The following is a 15,984-nucleotide window of genomic DNA, read 5'->3' on the forward strand; positions in this document are numbered from 1 at the left end:
CGTTACTGTTCCTTTTTCCAATTCATATTGTAAAGCTTCATAACAGCCCCCGCATTTTCTCCCGCATCATATCCCAGCCGCCTGAGGGTTTCTTTAATACGCGCTCCGTCAGGCTTTGCCGCCTCTGCTGCCCGTAAAACCGCGGATGCCCATTGTCCTGGCGGTTCTTTGAGGCTGAGCCTTTTGACCAGCCCGAGCCCGGCATCGGCTTCTTCCGTTATGCCGTCTGATATCACGCACGGCACCCCGGAGGCCTGCGCTTCAACGAGCGTGACGGGCAGCCCTTCATAAAGAGACGGCATGACAAATACATCCAGCGTTTTCAGCAGATCATGAACGTGGTCTTCTATGCCGATAAAACGCACATCATCATCAAGCCCCAGCTTCGCCGCCAGATTTTCCATATCGGTGCGAAGCGGACCGTCTCCGGCGAGAATCAGCTGTAAGCCGATGCCCCGCTCTTTCATATCAGCGGCCAGCCGGAGCAGAAATTCGTGGTTTTTTTCTTCTGTAAAGCGGCCGATATGGCCGATCACCAAACGGCCGTCTGAAATGCCCCGCTTCCTTTTTTCAGCTTCTGTATCCGCGCACCCGCCGGCAAATAGGTCGAGATCAATGCCGTTCGGCAAAAGATGCACGTCTTTTTCTTTCCCGAATAAGAAACGGCCCGCCTCTTTTCCGCAGGCGCACAGTGCCGTGGCGTTTGCCGTGATCAGCCGTCTGAACACAAACAGCTGCATCCCGGCAAGCCGCGACGCCCGCCCCCGCCACGACGTACTGTGCGAATGGCAGATCCGCACCGGGACGCCGGCTAAACGAGCGGCAAGCGCGATAAATCCCGACTGAAAATCGGTATGGGCGTGCACGGCGGCAAACGGGCCTTTTTCCTGAATCACCCGCTTGACCTGTTTTACAAATGTAATCGGGTTTGTGCTGCCGATGCTCGGCACATAAAAAAGCCGTCCGCCGAGAGCGAGAATTTCCTCGTCATAAGCGCACGGATCGTTCCTATGGGTTAAAAAATCAAACTGCACCTTCGTTCTGTCCATCTTCCGGTACAAATTCATCATCATCGTTTCTGCGCCGCCCCTGTTCATCCCGCTGAAGATGTGCAGCACCCGCATCGGTTTGTCAATCATGTTCGGCAAGCCCTTCTTTTTGGCGGATGTCCCTGTTTTTATGATAACGGTTCATGACCGCGGGCGGCGTAATGGCGCGGATGAGCGGTTTTGCGATATACGCGTAATGGGAAATCGGCAGCTTCAGCCGTCTGCATGCCTGAAAAACGAGCACCGCATTATCAATGGAATACGTAAACGATCTCCTTTTAAACGCATCACTGTCCTCTCTGACTTTATACAGCGTTTCCTGAAGGTTGTACCCTCGGAAACCCGCTTCAAAAAAGCGCAGCCACAAATCGATATCCTCCATCCGCCGCGTCCGCCTGACTGACCGGTAGCCGCCAAGCGCTTTGTACGCTTCAGCCCGCATCATAATGGTGCCGTGGCAGAACGGTGTGCCTTTCGCCATAATTCCCGGTTTCGGCACGGGCGGCAAAAGCCGGGCGCCCCTGACGCCGAATTCGTCAAATACGAGCATCCCCGTGCCTACGACTTGATAGTGGGCGTGCTTGTTTAAGAAAGCGGCCTGTTTTTCCAGTCTCCTCGGGTTGGAGATGTCATCACCGTCCTGCCTGGCGATATAATCCCCCGTTGCGTATGTCAGACAGCGGTTCAGCGAAGCGGCAAGCCGTTGATTCGTCTTATTTTGAATCAGCGTGATCCGGTCGCTGTAATGATCCGCGTAACGGCGCGCAATCTGATACGTTCCGTCAGTTGACGCGTCATCACACATAATCAGTTCCCAATTCTTATACGATTGGCTCAGGATGGATTCAATACTCTCCGCTAAAGTCTCTTCGCAATTATAAATTCCCATGATGACGGAAATTTTCGGTTGTGCTCCTGCATTCATACGCTTTTCTCCTTTTTATCCATATAACCGGCGTAAATGTGCGCCATTTCCTTTACCGTACGTGTTTCTGAAAAACATTCCGCCGTCCTGCGCCCTTCTTGTCCCATTGCTTTTCGCAGACCCGGGGATCGGTACAGCTTTTCAATCCGATCGGCAAATGCCGCGCTGTCCCCTGCCGGCACGAGAAAACCGTTCACACCGTCTTCGATGATCTCACGGTGCCCCCTGTTGTCTGCGGCAACGGCGGGCTTTTCGGCAGCCATCCCCTCAAGCAGATTCATGCCGAGCCCTTCGCGGATGCTTGAGGCGACAGACAGATCGGCAAGCTGAATCAGCTCATGAATGTCACGGCAAAAACCGTAAAACCGCACAATGTCGGATACCCCGAGTGATTCAGCCTTTTTTCTGTACGGCTCTTCCATCGCGCCTTCTCCGGCAAATACGAGTTTCAGCTCCGGAATGCGGTTCTTCAGCAGTGCCGCAGCCTCAATGAGAAGTCCCTGGTTTTTATTGCCGTTTAATTCAGCGGGGTATATGAGGATAAATTCCCCGGCGCCGAAGCCGTGTTTTTCTCTCAGACGTTCACTCTCTGCCCGGCTCACAGGGCGAAACCTGTCTGTATTCACGCCGATGCCGTGTATTTTCTTCGCGCCGCAAGCTGTTTTTTTCATTTGCTTGGCCCGTTCGTAATCCTCTTCATTAATCGTAATCAAACAATCCGTGTAAGAAGAGAGAAATTTTTCGATCGGGTAATAAAGAAGCCAGTTTTTCAGGGGCGCTCCGTCGCAGAAGTGAAAGCCGTGCGCGGTGTACAGCACCTTTGTCCCTTTTTGGCGCGCTTGTCTCGCCGCAAGGCGTGCAAGCACGCCGCCGACCGGCGTATGACAGTGAATCATGTCGTAGCCGTTGTCCTGAATGAGCCGTTTCAGCCGCCTGTAAACAGAAAGATTTTCGGGATGAAACGGCGAGCGCCGGATCGGAATGGAAAACTTTTCATCAACGAACGGAAGATTCATATTGCCGCCTGCCGCGACGTGCACTTCCCACCCCATATCCTGAAACCATTGAAAATACGGAAGATGAAAGGCTTTAAAATGATAATCGACAGTGGCGCAGAATAATACTTTTTTCGTCATCTTTCTGTCCTCCCATCACACACCTGCGGCCGCTTCTTCATGTACTGATTCGATCGCCTCAAACAGCCGTTTTCTCAGCTCATCTTCAGGCAGACGGCTGAATTCCTCCATAAAACGGATGAGCACGGCCCAATCCCCGTCGATCGCTTTCCCGATATGGATTTTCGGAAAAATCTGTTCCGTATGTACTTCATTATGATTCAGCAGTTCTTCATACATCTTTTCTCCCGGGCGGATACCGGAGAATTCAATGGGAATCTGTTCTGTCGTATAGCCTGATAAATGAATCAGGTTTTTTGCCAAGTCGACGATTTTGACGGGTTCTCCCATATCCAGAACGAAAATCTGCCGCCCCTTTGCAAGCGCCCCCGCCTGAATGACGAGTCTTGACGCTTCGGGGATCGTCATAAAATATCTTGTCATCGCCGGATGCGTGACGGTGACGGGTCCGCCTTTTTCAATCTGCTTCTTGAAAATCGGAATGACGCTGCCGCGGCTTCCGAGCACATTCCCGAAACGGACGGCGGCGAATTTGGTGTTGCTGACCTTTCCGAGGTTCATGATGACCATTTCCGCAAACCGCTTCGTCGCGCCCATGACATTGGCCGGATTGACCGCTTTGTCAGAAGAAATCAGCACGAATGTTTCCGTTCCGCACATATCGGCGGCTTCGGCGACATTTTTCGTGCCGATAATATTGTTTTTGACGGCTTCTTCCGGATTATGTTCCATTAACGGCACATGTTTATGGGCGGCCGCATGATAGACGACGTGCGGCTCGTATTTTTTCATCAAGGTAAAGATTTTATCTCTGTCCTGAATATCGGCGATCTCCGCGTGAAAAAGCACCTCTTTGCCGAAGCGTGCGGACAGTTCGTTATGCACCGAATAAATGCTGTTCTCCCCGTGGCCGAGAAGGACGATTTCATGCGGAAGAAACGAGCTGATCTGGCGGCAGATTTCAGAACCGATAGAGCCGCCGGCGCCCGTGACCAGAATCGTTTTCCCTTTGATGCTGTCAGAAATTTTGCTCGTATCAAGGGTGACCGGCTTTCTGCCGAGGAGATCTTCGGCTTTCACATCCCTGATGTGTCCGGCAGCCTGCGTTCCGAGCAGGATCTCATCAAATTGCGGCATGATTTTAATATGGGCGCCCGTCTGTACACATTCTTTGTACAGCGTCTGAAGCTCATGGGTGCAAAGAGACGGAATGGCGATGATAATGTGGTGAATTCTCAGCCTCTGCACCGCCGGCATAATGCTTTCTTTTCCGCCGATGACGGGCAGGCCCATAATTTTGAGCTTATGCTTCGTCTGATCATCATCAATAAAAGCCACAGGCATGATTCCAAGATCGTTTTTCTGGGTAAGCTGACGGACGAGCAGCGTTCCTCCTGCGCCCGCGCCGATGATCAGCGCCCGGGAAGAGTCATTTTGCTTCCTGCCGATCGTTTCTTTCAGTACGCGCGAAATCATCCGGCTTCCTCCGATGAACAATAGCTGAATCATCCAGCTGACGGCTAACAGCCGGAATAAAATCGTGTGGAACACCCCGTATTGGACGGCGGCTGTCACAGCTGCGGACAGCGTGATCCCCTTCAGCAGATCAAGCAGCTCGCCTATTCCCGTATACGTCCATACCTGCTTATACTGGTGAAACATAAAAGCGCATACATGATGGCTGATCAGCATGCTTACGGCAGTCAGCAGCAACGCTCCGGAGTCATAAAAGTGATAAGAATCCTCAAAAAATTGATATCCTATAACAACGGAAAGTAAAACGAGATACGTATCCAATGCAAAAATCATTGAAAGTCTTCTCCGGTAAGTCAATCTTTCCCCTCCTCATTTATCGGTTTAGCTGATACGGTTTTCGTAAAAACAGACATAACAGCTAAGCCGATAACAATGCATCATCTTAAGATAAATTGGGCATTTAACCCGTCCTCACACCCCGCCACCGACGACCAGCATCTAAGGCAGCGGAAAACGCCGCCCACAGCAGAGCCGAGTGCCTCCGTTGATAAAGGTAAGGAGACATCACCTGCACCGCTCAATACGAGTAGTGCTCTGTTTTTTTGATTTTCTTTTTATTCAGCAGCGCCCCCAAAAGCTTTGCCTTAGACTGCTGAAGCGCGTCTTTCGCCTTTTGGACGGTATCCATTTTCGTTTTTCCGCTCAAGACGACGAGAACGCTTCCATCTGTCTGGTTCGCTAAAATCTGTCCGTCCGCCACCGCCAAAAGCGGAGGTGAATCGAAAATAACCAGACTGTACCGGCTGTACATCTCCTGAATCAGCTCTCCCATCGCCTTTGAAGATAAAAGCTCAGCCGGATTCGGCGGCGTCGGCCCGCTCGTTAAGACGTAAAGGTTATCAATCAGCGTTTTTTGCACCGTTTCGCCGAGGGAAGCGTTTCCGACTAACACATTCGTAAGGCCTTGTACATTTTCAAGCTGATAGGTCTCGTGTATCGTCGGTTTTCGTAAATCCGCATCGACGAGCAGCACCTTTTTTTCCTGCTGCGCAAATACCGCGGCAAGGTTGGCGGCGCTGAATGACTTTCCTTCTCCCGGAACGGAGGAAGTGACGAGAATAGAGCGCAAATGGGTCTGAACAGAGGAGAACTCAATATTTGTCCGAATGGTGCGGTATTGTTCAGCCACCAATGATTTGTGATGTAAAACGGATATTTGAGCCAGTCCCCTTCTTGATTTCTTTTTTCTGAATCCCAAACGCCTCACTCCCCGAAATGTTTTTCATCAGACCGTGTCTGCTGATTTTTGATGTCATACACAACCCCTAAAACAGGCAAGTCTGTTTTTTCGCTGAGCTGCCGCTCGCTTTTAACGGTTTCATCAAGAAAGTGGAGAAAAAACGCAAGCGTCACACCCGCCATGAGAGCCGCACCGAACGCCATCATGATATTCCTGATGCGCGAAGGCTTGACCATCGGGCTTTCCGATGCTTTTGCCTCGGACAAAACAATGACGCCTTTTATATTCATCCTGTCACGGACTTCTTTTTTAAATGTCTTCATCAGCGTGTTCGCTATAGCGGCGGCCTGTTTCGGGTTCTCGTCCTGCACCGCTACGGTAATGATCTCTGAATCGGTTTCGCTGCTTGTCTTGATCTTTGCTTTTAAAGCGGATGCCGTCTCAGAAAGATGCAGCTTCTGTTTCACTTTCTCAAGCACAACCGGGCTTTTCATTATCGTTTGAAACGTATTGTTGTAATGAAGATTCAGCTGAACGTCGCTGAGATTCGAATTTTTTTCACCGCTTGTTTCATGAATGAGCACTTGGGTCGATGCCTGATAAACGGGCGAAACCACCCGGAATTGGATGTATCCCGTCACCAGCGTTACAACTGCTGTCATGATAAAAATCAGTAAAAGTCTGTGTTTAATAATGTCAAATAATTCTTTAAAACTCATATTCTCATTCATGTAATTACAGCCTCATCCTTATTGCATCAGGCTTAAACGCCCCCTTCTGTTAATGATTGGATTATAAAAGAAAAGGTCGAAATTTGAAAATTTCAAATTAAGCCATTTGGTTCTTTTTAGAGAACATTATCATGATTTTCCTCTTATTTACTGCACTTCCCTTATAATTTTAAATTTTATAAAGAACGAAAAATTTCTTATAATGAACAAAAAAATGCCAGTATACAGGGGAGAATTCAGCACAATGATTGGAAGAATAATTCGTTTATACCGCAGAAGAAAAGGCTACTCTATTAATCAGCTAGCAGTTGAAGCAGGTGTCTCTAAATCTTATTTAAGCAAGATAGAACGGGGGGTTCACTCAAATCCGTCCATCCAATTTCTGAAAAAAGTATCCGCCACCCTTCAGGTCGATCTGACGGAGCTTTTTGATGCCGAAACGATGCTGCATCAGATGGGAGACACAGAAGATGAGTGGCGCATCCACCTTGTGCAGGCCGTGCAGTCGGGCATGCCGAAAGAAGAACTGTTCACCTTTACGAACAAACTGACTGAAAAACGGCCGGAGCCCGCACCCTACCGCAACAGAAAACTGACTGAATCCAACATTGAAGAATGGAAAGCGCTGATGCAGGAAGCAAAAGAACTCGGCTTGTCCGTTCAGGAAGTCAGATCATTTTTAGAACGGAAGCGTTACTGATGATATGCTGATGAAAGGGCTTTTATTCGCTTCATGCCTTCATCTCTGTTTATAATGAAAAGAAAAAAGGGGATGAAATCATGACAAAACTTACCGTTCAAACCCGCTGCGGCGCACTGAAAGGAACTGCCGGCCGCGGTGCCCGCACATGGAAGGGCATACCGTACGCGAAGCCGCCCGTCGGAGAGCTGAGATTTAAAGCGCCGGAGCCGCCCGCACTTTGGGACGGCGTAAAACATGCCGATTCGTTCGGACCGGTTTGTCCGCAGCCGGATGATATGCTGTCCATATCGTTTTCCGGGGATATACCGCCTCAATCTGAAGATTGCCTTTACCTCAACGTTTTCGCCCCCGATTCAGAGGGCGAAAAAAAGCCTGTCATGGTATGGATACACGGCGGGGCATTTTATTTAGGTGCCGGAAGCGAACCGCTTTACGACGGATCTGCCCTTGCCGCTGAGGAAGATGTCATTGTCGTGACACTCAATTACAGGCTCGGACCGTTCGGCTTTTTACATTTGTCTTCTATTCATGACGCGTATTCCGCCAATATCGGGCTGCTCGATCAGGTCGCCGCGCTGCGCTGGGTGAGGGACAATATCTCCGAATTTGGAGGAGACCCGGATAACGTCACGATATTTGGTGAATCGGCAGGCGGCATGAGCATCGCCTCACTTATGGCAATGCCTGACGCAAAAGGCCTGTTTCATAAAGCCATTTTAGAAAGCGGCGCCTCTCATACGATCCCGGCGGACATGGCAAAAGACATCGCGGCGGCATTTATTCATGAAGCCGGCACTGATCAATTGCAGGAGCTTTCCGTTAATGACCTGCTTAAGACTGCGGATAAAGTGCGGCGCTCACTGGATCAAAACATTTTTCAGCTTTTGTTTCAGCCCGCCATCGATCCGGCCACATTGCCTGCGGAACCGGTGAAAGCCATAGCAGACGGGGCCGCAGAAGGCATACCTATGATCATCGGAACCAATCGTGATGAAGCATATTTGTTTTTCACCCCTGATACAGACATTCATTCCGAGAAAAAGCAGCAAGATTATTTGCATTATTACCTCGGAGAAAACTGCACCGAGCAAGCGGCAGATTTATATCCGCATTCATTAACGGGACAAATCGATATGATGACGGATCTGATTTTCTGGCGGCCGGCTGTCGCTTTCGCACAAGGACAGTCGCAACACGCACCGGTCTGGATGTACCGCTTTGATTGGCATGGCGAAACACCGCCGTTTCATAAAGCCGTTCACGCTCTGGAATTGCCGTTTGTGTTCGGAAACTTTGATTCTTTGAGAAAGACGCTGCAAGAGCCGTTCGGTGATGACGCAGAACAGCTTTCCAAACAAATCCAATCCGCATGGCTCGCTTTTGCAAAAACCGGAAACCCGAACACCTCTCACTTCAATTGGCCTGAATATGAAACCGATTCACGCGAAACTTTGCTTTTCAACACGGATACCGCTGTCGAAAGTGATCCCGATTCCGCAAAACGCCGCATCCTGTTTCAAGCCTAAAAAACGCCAAGGGAGCCGGCTCCCTTGGCGTTTCATTTTCATCTTACAGACATCAGTCAGCTTCGCAGCATATCCATTTCCGCATTACCCCTGATATGTTATATTCCAACCCAATACGTTAACCAAACATTCATAAAGGAGTTTTTATATGGAGAAATCAAGTATTATCGGCACAGCTGCCGTTATAATCGGGGCGCTTATGACCTTAGTTTCATTTATCTTCCTGCGCGACACTGATTTCTATGCCGTGAGGTGGATAGGGGTTGTTATCATGGTTGCAGGGTTTTCATGCGGTCCGGCCCACACCATTTCAAAACATAAAAACAAACATGAAAAAGAAACCCGGTAACCTTTACTGGGTTTCTTTCATACCTTTCATTTTATCTCACTTCATAATGCAACTCCGCAAATTGTTTGTAACGCCTGACATCAGTCAGCTTCAGTCCTGTCTCCCGGTCTCCGGGTTTAAACAAAGAAATTCCGCGGCCGAGCAGAACGGGGGCGATCTGAATGATAAACTCATCGACAAGTTTTTCCTCCAAAACCGGGTGCAGCAGATCACTCCCGCCGACAATCCAAATCCGCTTGCCTTCTTGGCGTTTCAATGCTTTTATAAAATCGGCAGGCTCTTCATGAATAAACCGCACATGTTCAGTACGCCCGGTCAATGTCCGCGAAAACACATAGCATTCTTTACCTTTGTACGGAAATTCCTCAGGGAATAAAACCAATATTTCCTCGTATGTTTTTCTGCCCATAATGATCGTATCGACAGATTCATAGAAAGCTTCATAATCGGTGCTGTCTTCACCTTCAGTTCCGATTAACCAATCTAAAGAATGATTTTCCCGCGCAAGATAGCCATCTGCGCTGACAGCTCCGTAAAAAACGAGCTTTCTTTGACCGCTCATAAAAATCCCTCCCCCTTTTTTATTATACCTTAAACATGCAGGTGACATGAAAAATGATAGAATCGGATAAAAACCGCCGTTACCGGGTTTTCGTTTCTTCCTGCTTTGGAGATGCTGTTAATATGCCGTCTATCCATCTTCCGGTAATCGGCATAAAGAAATGAAGGATGATCCCTCCTAAACAAACGGTTAATAACGTTCCGATGCCTACCGGACCTTTTAGCATCACGGCCAGTATGAAAAATATGAAGTAAATGACCGTTCTTGAAAAAAAGATGCTTCTCCCGGTTAATTCGCCGACAATTAACGTTAACCGATCAACCGGGATCGGTGCGAAATTTGTGTGCAGGTAGGTTGCGGTTCCTATCCCTATCACAACTAAACCGATTGCAAAACAGCCCGCCTTTCCGTACCATAGTTCAGGCGTTATGACTCGATGCAGAAAAAAAAGCCACATATCAATCCCGATTCCCGTTATAAACGCCGTAATCATCCCTGAAAATTCCGGTCTTTGCCTTTTTAACATTGAATTACAGCAAATTAACAGGAAAGCAATGATGATTTCCCAGCTTCCCACGGTAAGCCCTGCATGGACGGACAATCCCACAATAAGCGCATCAAAAGGCGACGTTCCAAGATCTGATTGAATCGTGACAGAAATACCAAAGGTCAAGATCATGATTCCTAAAACATAAAAAACATATTTCACTTTATCGTCCTCATTTTCTAATTTTATGTTGCAAATACAACAAAATTACGATATGTTTACTATACGGTATTTTTATTGCAAACACAACAAAAAAAACAGCTGATATGATAAATGAAGAAAGGAGCTGTATGACCATGAGTATTAAATTAAAAAAGTGCAGCCTTAACGATATAACAGAGCTCCGGGAGATAAGCATTGAAACATTCAATGATACATTTAAAGATCAAAATTCACCTGAAAATATGAAAGCTTATTTGGAAAATGCATTCCGCTCTGAACAGCTGAAAAAGGAATTATCCAATCCGTCTTCTCAATTCTATTTTGTTTATTATCATCATGACCTTGCGGGGTATGTAAAAGTCAACATGAACGAAGCACAGTCAGAAAAAATGGGGGAAGACTCTCTTGAGATTGAGAGAATTTATATAAGAAAAAGCCATCAGAAACACGGGCTTGGCAAATATCTGCTGAATGAAGCTGTGAAAATCGCAACAGCACACAATAAAAAGAACATCTGGCTGGGCGTATGGGAAAAAAACGAAAATGCAATCGCCTTTTATCAAAAAATGGGGTTTGTCCAAACCGGAGAACACTCTTTTTATATGGGGGATGATAAACAAGTCGACTTTATCATGACCAAAACCCTGTCGTAAAAGGATACAAAAAACCCGGCCAAGCTGCCGGGTTTTTCTCTTATTTTAATTTTCCCGCACGGATATCATCGGTCATTCCTTCGTACGGCGCTTCTGAAATCAATGTTTCGTTATTGATTCCCGCATTGTTGAGATACGTAATATCCGCAAACTCGGGAACGACATATTTCGGGTACGTTTCATATTTCTCACGTGACTCTTTCATCACGTCAATGTAATCATTTTGGTAGCACACTGTGATTTCCGGATGCTCATGCACCCATTTCGGGAAGAAAATAATTCCGTGCATCCGTTTTTCATTCGGCATAAAGTTTAAGGAAACGTCTGTGCCTGTCGGTTCAGTCCATGACACTTTGTATACGCCTTCTGTCAGCTTGACGATATTCACTTCCTGGTCGCGCACCCAGCGGCCGCCTACCATTCCGCTATGAATCCGATAGTCGATGGTATGATCATTTTTAATATAGATTTCATACTCCCAGCCGTTTTCATACGTGTAAATCATATGGCTTCCGATAAAGTTTTCCATGTTGGCTCACTCTCCATCTTATTATTGAATTTCATAAATATCTAACCGAATGTCATCCGGCAATCTGACCGCAGCCCCGATAAACAGCCGGTCCTGCAGATGCTGATATGCCTCACTGCTTGTTTCAAACACAGGCACAGTGCGGAAATACACGTGCTCGGGATCAATGATGCGGTTCACTGACTCATGAATGACTTTTTTAAAGAAAGTTCATTCAAGGACGTATCACCTCCCGAGACATTATGTTTATTTAAACATGTAACTATTTACACGTTTAATTGTAACGCTGTTAAAATGGACTGTCAAATAATGAGCTGTTTCCGGTTATGTTTTACAGTGTTCAATAAAAAAAGACAAGGGCGGCACATGCCGAAACCCTTGTCTTTTTCGTTAAGCTCATCTATAAAAAACGCAGACGAGCGTCTTCTTAGTAATCACAATCTTTATCTCTGCATCCTTTCTTACTTACAGCGTCTATTGAGTGCCCCATGATCTTGTCATTTGCTTTATCATAAATACCATCAAATTTATTCGATGTATCACCGTTGTAATAGCCAAATACCTCTATCCCGCCCAAATACAATGGAACGCCCTCTCAAGACGCCATGCTAACAACCGGAAAGTATAAGCTGATAACGAAAACATTGCAAATCGATCAAGCCGATCAGCTGGTACGCAGCGTAAAGAAAAAGTATGCCGGAACGTCAACGATTATTTCAACAACCGGCCATTCACTCGGCGGCGCTGAGGCCGAATACAGCGCGGTGAATAATGATGTGTATGCCGTCGCGTTTAACAGTCCTTCCGTCGTGAAACTGCACGATGAGGAAACACAGAAAGACATCAACAGCGGCATATACGATCCTTACATCCGGTCCATTATCAATCCGGACGACATGGTCGGGGCGGGTTATTGGAACGAATATGACCGCCACAACGGGACAACAATTTATACGAAAAACCCCTCGCTCTCACAGTTCAGCCGGAAGCAGCGGCTTGGCGGGAACTTAAACGAGCAGATCGGCAAGAATCTCGCTTATTTCTTCACTACCGTCATTCTGAGAAATCCGGATACACACGGCTTAAACGAAGCGAATTTCATATTTGACCGAAACGGAAACATCACAAATCCGAACGGAGATTAGTTAGTCTTCGACAAAAACCTCGGCGCTCTTCTGCCGGCCGGTGCGATCGGAAGCGGAGACGCGATAAAAGTAACGCCGAAAAACGCAAAGAAGCTGGCTGAAAAGGTGCAGGCCTGACTGAGGATTTGCGGACGATGAAAAAAGAAGCGCAGAACGCATATCAGGAGCACGATGAAAAAATCGCCGAGCTGAAAACGGAATTTTACTGCCAAGTTGGGCATGGCTTTTATGATCAGCTTAATTCACAGGATGTAACAAATACGTTAGAGGATATAGCCCAATCTTACGATAAAGGACCGATATTTTACGACACACAAGCTGAACAATCATTCATAGATTCACTACAGGCAGCGATTACAGACCTTGAGGAAATAGGCGGTTTCTTGAATAAAATCGCCGACGACTTTGAGGAAAAAGATCAAATGCTTGCCAATTGGCTAAGATTATAGGAGTGACAAAGCAATGCCAACGTTAGATAACCTTTTAGAACATAAAGATGATCCAATGCGAAAACAGCTGCAGCGTCAAATGTTAAAAGCAGGTATGACGCAAATGGCAAATACTAAACTTGAGACGGTTCGAAAAAACCTTAAACCAAAGTTCGAAATGAATTCGTTGCAGGAAGAATTAAACGATGTTTATTCAGTCCTTTTATACAGTTTCGAGGGAAAAGCGCAAAAAGCACTTGCTCAGCGTATCAGTGAAAGTGCCAAGCTTATTGTTAATGTGGAGAACGACGGAGAAACTTTCGTTAATAGCTTTAAAACGAGATAAAAAGCCCCTCTGCAAAGCAAGTTAAGTATGAAATGAACAAAAAAAGATGCGATTATCGAGTCATTAAAGCGGAAAGTTAAGCGACTAGAGCATGAGAACAAAGATTTTAGAAACCAATTAAAAGTAGCGTATGCAGAAGTCTACAAAAAGTTCTAGTTGACAAGGTATTTATTATTTAACAATCAAGATTGTTTAGGAATCTTGTATAATAAACTCAAAAGTTATTTAACTAAAGATAAGAGGGTATAAAAATGGATAATGAAACAGCCAAAAATATTAGAGAAAGTTTAACGGCTGATTGTACGAAGTGCTTTGGACTTTGCTGCACAGCGCTTAATTTTGTAGCATCAAGCGATTTTCCAATTAACAAGCCAGCAGGTGCGCCTTGTGTTAATTTACAATCTGATTATGGTTGTCAAATTCACAGCAACTTACGAGAGAAAGGTTTTAAGGGCTGTACAGTGTTTGACTGTTTAGGTTCTGGACAAGTTGTTTCTCAAATTACTTTTAAAGGTCAAAGTTGGCGAGATAATCCTGAAATTAGAGAAAAAATGTTCCGAGTGTTTCCGATCATGGAACAAATACATGAAATGATTGCGTACACGGCAGAAGCCTTGTCGTATGACATTCCCCATGCTTTGTCTGATAAATTGAGTGTGCAGTTAAAAGAATTGCAGAACTTAACAAAACTCGATGCTGAAGAATTATTATCTCTTGATCTAGTGGTGTACAGATTTCCATTAAACAAATTGCTTTCGGAAACCAGCGAGTATATTCGGGAAAGCTTAATTTCAAAGTTACCTGACACTAAAAATGCCAAGAATTATAATTACGAAAGAGCCGATTGGATTGGCAAAAAATTAAGAGGTAAAGATTTAAGGGCGTTAGATTTAAGGGGAGCATATTTAATTGCTGCAGATATGAGGAATGTAGATTTAAGAGGTGTTGATTTTATTGGCGCTGATTTGCGCGATGCTGATTTAAGGGGAGCAGACTTATCTACGAGTATGTTTTTAACTCAAATGCAAATTAATTCGGCTAAAGGTGATGTAAAGACAACATTCCCCTCTCATATACAACGACCTTCCCATTGGATTAACTAATTTTGTTCAGTTTGTGTATTGAAGGAAACTTTTTGAAGATGGTCCTACTATCAGTCTTATTCCAGAAAAGGACGCTTTAATTGAATAAAAGGAAAGCACATATTAGTCATGTATAATATATGCTTTATGCTTTCCTTTATTTTTGAGGATTTTTATAATTTAGGTCTTGATAATACTGTGCCATCCGGATTTTCCGAATATATCAATTGAAAAGTTATGAACTTGCATCATCTCACGCGATATATCTCGTTAGTATCGGAGTGAGGCCGAAATTAGTACAAGAACGTCTTGGTCACGTGAATATTAAAACAACGCACGGAACGTACAGCCACGTCTTGCCGTCGATGGAGCGCGAAATAGCCAAAAAACTAGATCGGTTGATTGCGGAAATCAAGTAACAACTAGGTCATCGAATCGATCTGAAAGCAAACGGTCCAGCATCCGATCCAGCACGCCATTATAATAGCCGGCCAAGTTGCAGATAGGCTTCCGTTTAGTCGCGATAAACGTTTGACGAACGGCTTCCAGTCCTATTCCTTGAAGAATATCGGCAGCATACACGCCTTTTAAATACAACGTATGCGCAAGGTATATACCGTACAGCTTGTTCGTTAATCTGCGATCGCTAACAAACGTATTGACCGCAGACTTAAACGCAGCATACGTATTCTGTAAGAACTTTAATTTGCTTTGAGAAATAACATATTCGTTTTCCCGTTCCGGTGCTTCCGGCTTGAGTCCTTCAAGCTCATTCGATCGAAGCCCGCACTTCAGCGCAATAAGGAACGCAACATAATCGCGAAAGCCCGGAAACGTATCTTTATCGATCATTTTGAAGAAACGCCTCACTTGACTATCCCTGAGCATTTTTATCGTCTTTTCATCGACTCGCAGCTTTGTTACTCTTTTCGCGGGGTTCTCGTTTAGAAGGCCGCGCTTAGTCATTCGGCTAAGGATCGATTTAATACCGCCTAAACGAATGTTTATCGTTACAGGCGAAAGATCTCGTATGTTTAGCATCGTTGTAATATAAGAACGCAGATGATCTTCCGTGATGTCCGTTACGTTATCAGACGGCATGATACCGGCTACCTCCATAAATTCGGCCCAATACTTCCGGTAATCATTGATCGTTCTATCGCGGTAATTCTCCGTTACATATAATTCGCAAACGATTTCCAACGCTTCCTGAACGGTCTTCACCGCTTTGAAGCTCTTTACTATTCCGTCAGTCTCGCGTCGATTTCTGACGCCTTGCCTCCGTTTTAAAACCGCCATAACAAAAAACCTCCCGGATTTATTTATCCGCGAGGTTACGTTTGCTGAATCGGACTATTTCGTTTTAGGAGAAGCGAGCCGACCGATTAAAGCCGG

The 15,984-nt window shown here is 45.9% G+C and carries 17 protein-coding genes and 2 pseudogenes; 8 read left to right on the top strand and 11 right to left on the bottom strand.

Annotation, left to right across the window (positions count from 1 at the left end; all coding sequences use genetic code 11):
- Positions 1–2: 2 nt before the first annotated feature.
- The 6 genes from ACWJJ5_RS01755 to ACWJJ5_RS01780 all read right to left on the bottom strand — a co-directional run bounded on the left by ACWJJ5_RS01755 (position 3) and on the right by ACWJJ5_RS01780 (position 6,557).
- The gene (locus tag ACWJJ5_RS01755) at positions 3–1,139 is read right to left on the bottom strand and encodes a glycosyltransferase family 1 protein (RefSeq protein ID WP_182069569.1); all 1,137 of its coding nucleotides are present in this window, start codon (positions 1,137–1,139) and stop codon (positions 3–5) included.
- Positions 1,132–1,974, bottom strand: a complete 843-nt coding sequence (locus ACWJJ5_RS01760) for a glycosyltransferase family 2 protein (RefSeq protein WP_015387673.1) — start codon at positions 1,972–1,974, stop codon at positions 1,132–1,134. The genes ACWJJ5_RS01755 and ACWJJ5_RS01760 overlap by 8 nt, the downstream gene beginning before the upstream one ends.
- Positions 1,971–3,110 carry a glycosyltransferase family 4 protein gene (locus ACWJJ5_RS01765; protein WP_014305877.1) on the bottom strand — a complete coding sequence of 380 codons (1,140 nt, stop codon included), beginning with the start codon at positions 3,108–3,110 and terminating at the stop codon, positions 1,971–1,973. Before ACWJJ5_RS01765 ends, ACWJJ5_RS01760 begins: the two co-directional genes overlap by 4 nt.
- A gap of 15 nt (positions 3,111–3,125) precedes the next feature.
- Positions 3,126–4,943, bottom strand: a complete 1,818-nt coding sequence (locus ACWJJ5_RS01770) for a polysaccharide biosynthesis protein (protein ID WP_172614994.1) — start codon at positions 4,941–4,943, stop codon at positions 3,126–3,128.
- A gap of 220 nt (positions 4,944–5,163) precedes the next feature.
- Positions 5,164–5,844, bottom strand: a complete 681-nt coding sequence (locus ACWJJ5_RS01775; RefSeq protein ID WP_003151543.1) for a CpsD/CapB family tyrosine-protein kinase — start codon at positions 5,842–5,844, stop codon at positions 5,164–5,166.
- Positions 5,845–5,849: 5 nt separating this feature from the next.
- Positions 5,850–6,557 carry a YveK family protein gene (locus ACWJJ5_RS01780; RefSeq protein ID WP_454022141.1) on the bottom strand — a complete coding sequence of 236 codons (708 nt, stop codon included), beginning with the start codon at positions 6,555–6,557 and terminating at the stop codon, positions 5,850–5,852.
- A 244-nt stretch (positions 6,558–6,801) separates the two neighbouring features.
- Here ACWJJ5_RS01780 and slrR point away from each other — a divergent pair, with 244 nt between their 5' ends.
- The 3 genes from slrR (at position 6,802) to ACWJJ5_RS01795 (ending at position 9,135) form a co-directional block, all read left to right on the top strand.
- Positions 6,802–7,257, top strand: coding sequence for an HTH-type transcriptional regulator SlrR (slrR, locus tag ACWJJ5_RS01785; protein WP_017418863.1), 456 nt, complete (start codon positions 6,802–6,804; stop codon positions 7,255–7,257).
- A gap of 80 nt (positions 7,258–7,337) precedes the next feature.
- Positions 7,338–8,786, top strand: coding sequence for a carboxylesterase/lipase family protein (locus tag ACWJJ5_RS01790; RefSeq protein ID WP_173613783.1), 1,449 nt, complete (start codon positions 7,338–7,340; stop codon positions 8,784–8,786).
- Between the two features lie 148 nt (positions 8,787–8,934).
- Positions 8,935–9,135, top strand: coding sequence for a hypothetical protein (locus ACWJJ5_RS01795; protein ID WP_014418938.1), 201 nt, complete (start codon positions 8,935–8,937; stop codon positions 9,133–9,135).
- A gap of 31 nt (positions 9,136–9,166) precedes the next feature.
- Here the strand turns inward: ACWJJ5_RS01795 and ACWJJ5_RS01800 are convergent, their stop codons facing one another.
- Both ACWJJ5_RS01800 and ACWJJ5_RS01805 read right to left on the bottom strand, forming a co-directional pair.
- Positions 9,167–9,697 carry a dihydrofolate reductase family protein gene (locus ACWJJ5_RS01800; protein ID WP_109567228.1) on the bottom strand — a complete coding sequence of 177 codons (531 nt, stop codon included), beginning with the start codon at positions 9,695–9,697 and terminating at the stop codon, positions 9,167–9,169.
- Positions 9,698–9,776: 79 nt separating this feature from the next.
- On the bottom strand, positions 9,777–10,406 hold the full coding sequence (locus tag ACWJJ5_RS01805; protein ID WP_173613782.1) for a YczE/YyaS/YitT family protein: 630 nt from the start codon (positions 10,404–10,406) through the stop codon (positions 9,777–9,779).
- Positions 10,407–10,540: 134 nt separating this feature from the next.
- Between ACWJJ5_RS01805 and ACWJJ5_RS01810 the strand changes: the two genes are divergently transcribed.
- Positions 10,541–11,059, top strand: a complete 519-nt coding sequence (locus ACWJJ5_RS01810) for a GNAT family N-acetyltransferase (protein WP_070082421.1) — start codon at positions 10,541–10,543, stop codon at positions 11,057–11,059.
- A gap of 40 nt (positions 11,060–11,099) precedes the next feature.
- Here ACWJJ5_RS01810 and ACWJJ5_RS01815 read toward each other — a convergent pair whose 3' ends face one another.
- Both ACWJJ5_RS01815 and ACWJJ5_RS01820 read right to left on the bottom strand, forming a co-directional pair.
- Positions 11,100–11,588, bottom strand: coding sequence for a phenolic acid decarboxylase (locus ACWJJ5_RS01815; protein WP_014305882.1), 489 nt, complete (start codon positions 11,586–11,588; stop codon positions 11,100–11,102).
- A 21-nt stretch (positions 11,589–11,609) separates the two neighbouring features.
- Positions 11,610–11,768 (bottom strand): DUF3237 family protein, encoded by a 159-nt coding sequence (locus tag ACWJJ5_RS01820; RefSeq protein WP_079898226.1) that lies wholly within the window; start codon positions 11,766–11,768, stop codon positions 11,610–11,612.
- 395 nt (positions 11,769–12,163) lie between these two features.
- Between ACWJJ5_RS01820 and ACWJJ5_RS01825 the strand changes: the two are divergent.
- The 4 genes and pseudogenes from ACWJJ5_RS01825 to ACWJJ5_RS01840 form a co-directional block, all read left to right on the top strand.
- Positions 12,164–13,182, top strand: a pseudogene (locus ACWJJ5_RS01825) (lipase); the annotation flags it as partial.
- Between the two features lie 13 nt (positions 13,183–13,195).
- Positions 13,196–13,507 carry a hypothetical protein gene (locus ACWJJ5_RS01830; protein ID WP_264101207.1) on the top strand — a complete coding sequence of 104 codons (312 nt, stop codon included), beginning with the start codon at positions 13,196–13,198 and terminating at the stop codon, positions 13,505–13,507.
- 5 nt (positions 13,508–13,512) lie between these two features.
- Positions 13,513–13,663: pseudogene (locus ACWJJ5_RS01835) on the top strand (DUF6262 family protein); the annotation flags it as partial.
- Between the two features lie 95 nt (positions 13,664–13,758).
- Complete coding sequence (locus tag ACWJJ5_RS01840) at positions 13,759–14,610, top strand: pentapeptide repeat-containing protein (protein ID WP_454022142.1); 852 nt, start codon at positions 13,759–13,761, stop codon at positions 14,608–14,610.
- Positions 14,611–15,000: 390 nt separating this feature from the next.
- Here ACWJJ5_RS01840 and ACWJJ5_RS01845 read toward each other — a convergent pair whose 3' ends face one another.
- The gene (locus tag ACWJJ5_RS01845; RefSeq protein ID WP_454022143.1) at positions 15,001–15,888 is read right to left on the bottom strand and encodes a tyrosine-type recombinase/integrase; all 888 of its coding nucleotides are present in this window, start codon (positions 15,886–15,888) and stop codon (positions 15,001–15,003) included.
- Positions 15,889–15,984: the final 96 nt, after the last annotated feature.

Source organism: Bacillus sp. JK74 (assembly GCF_053663395.1).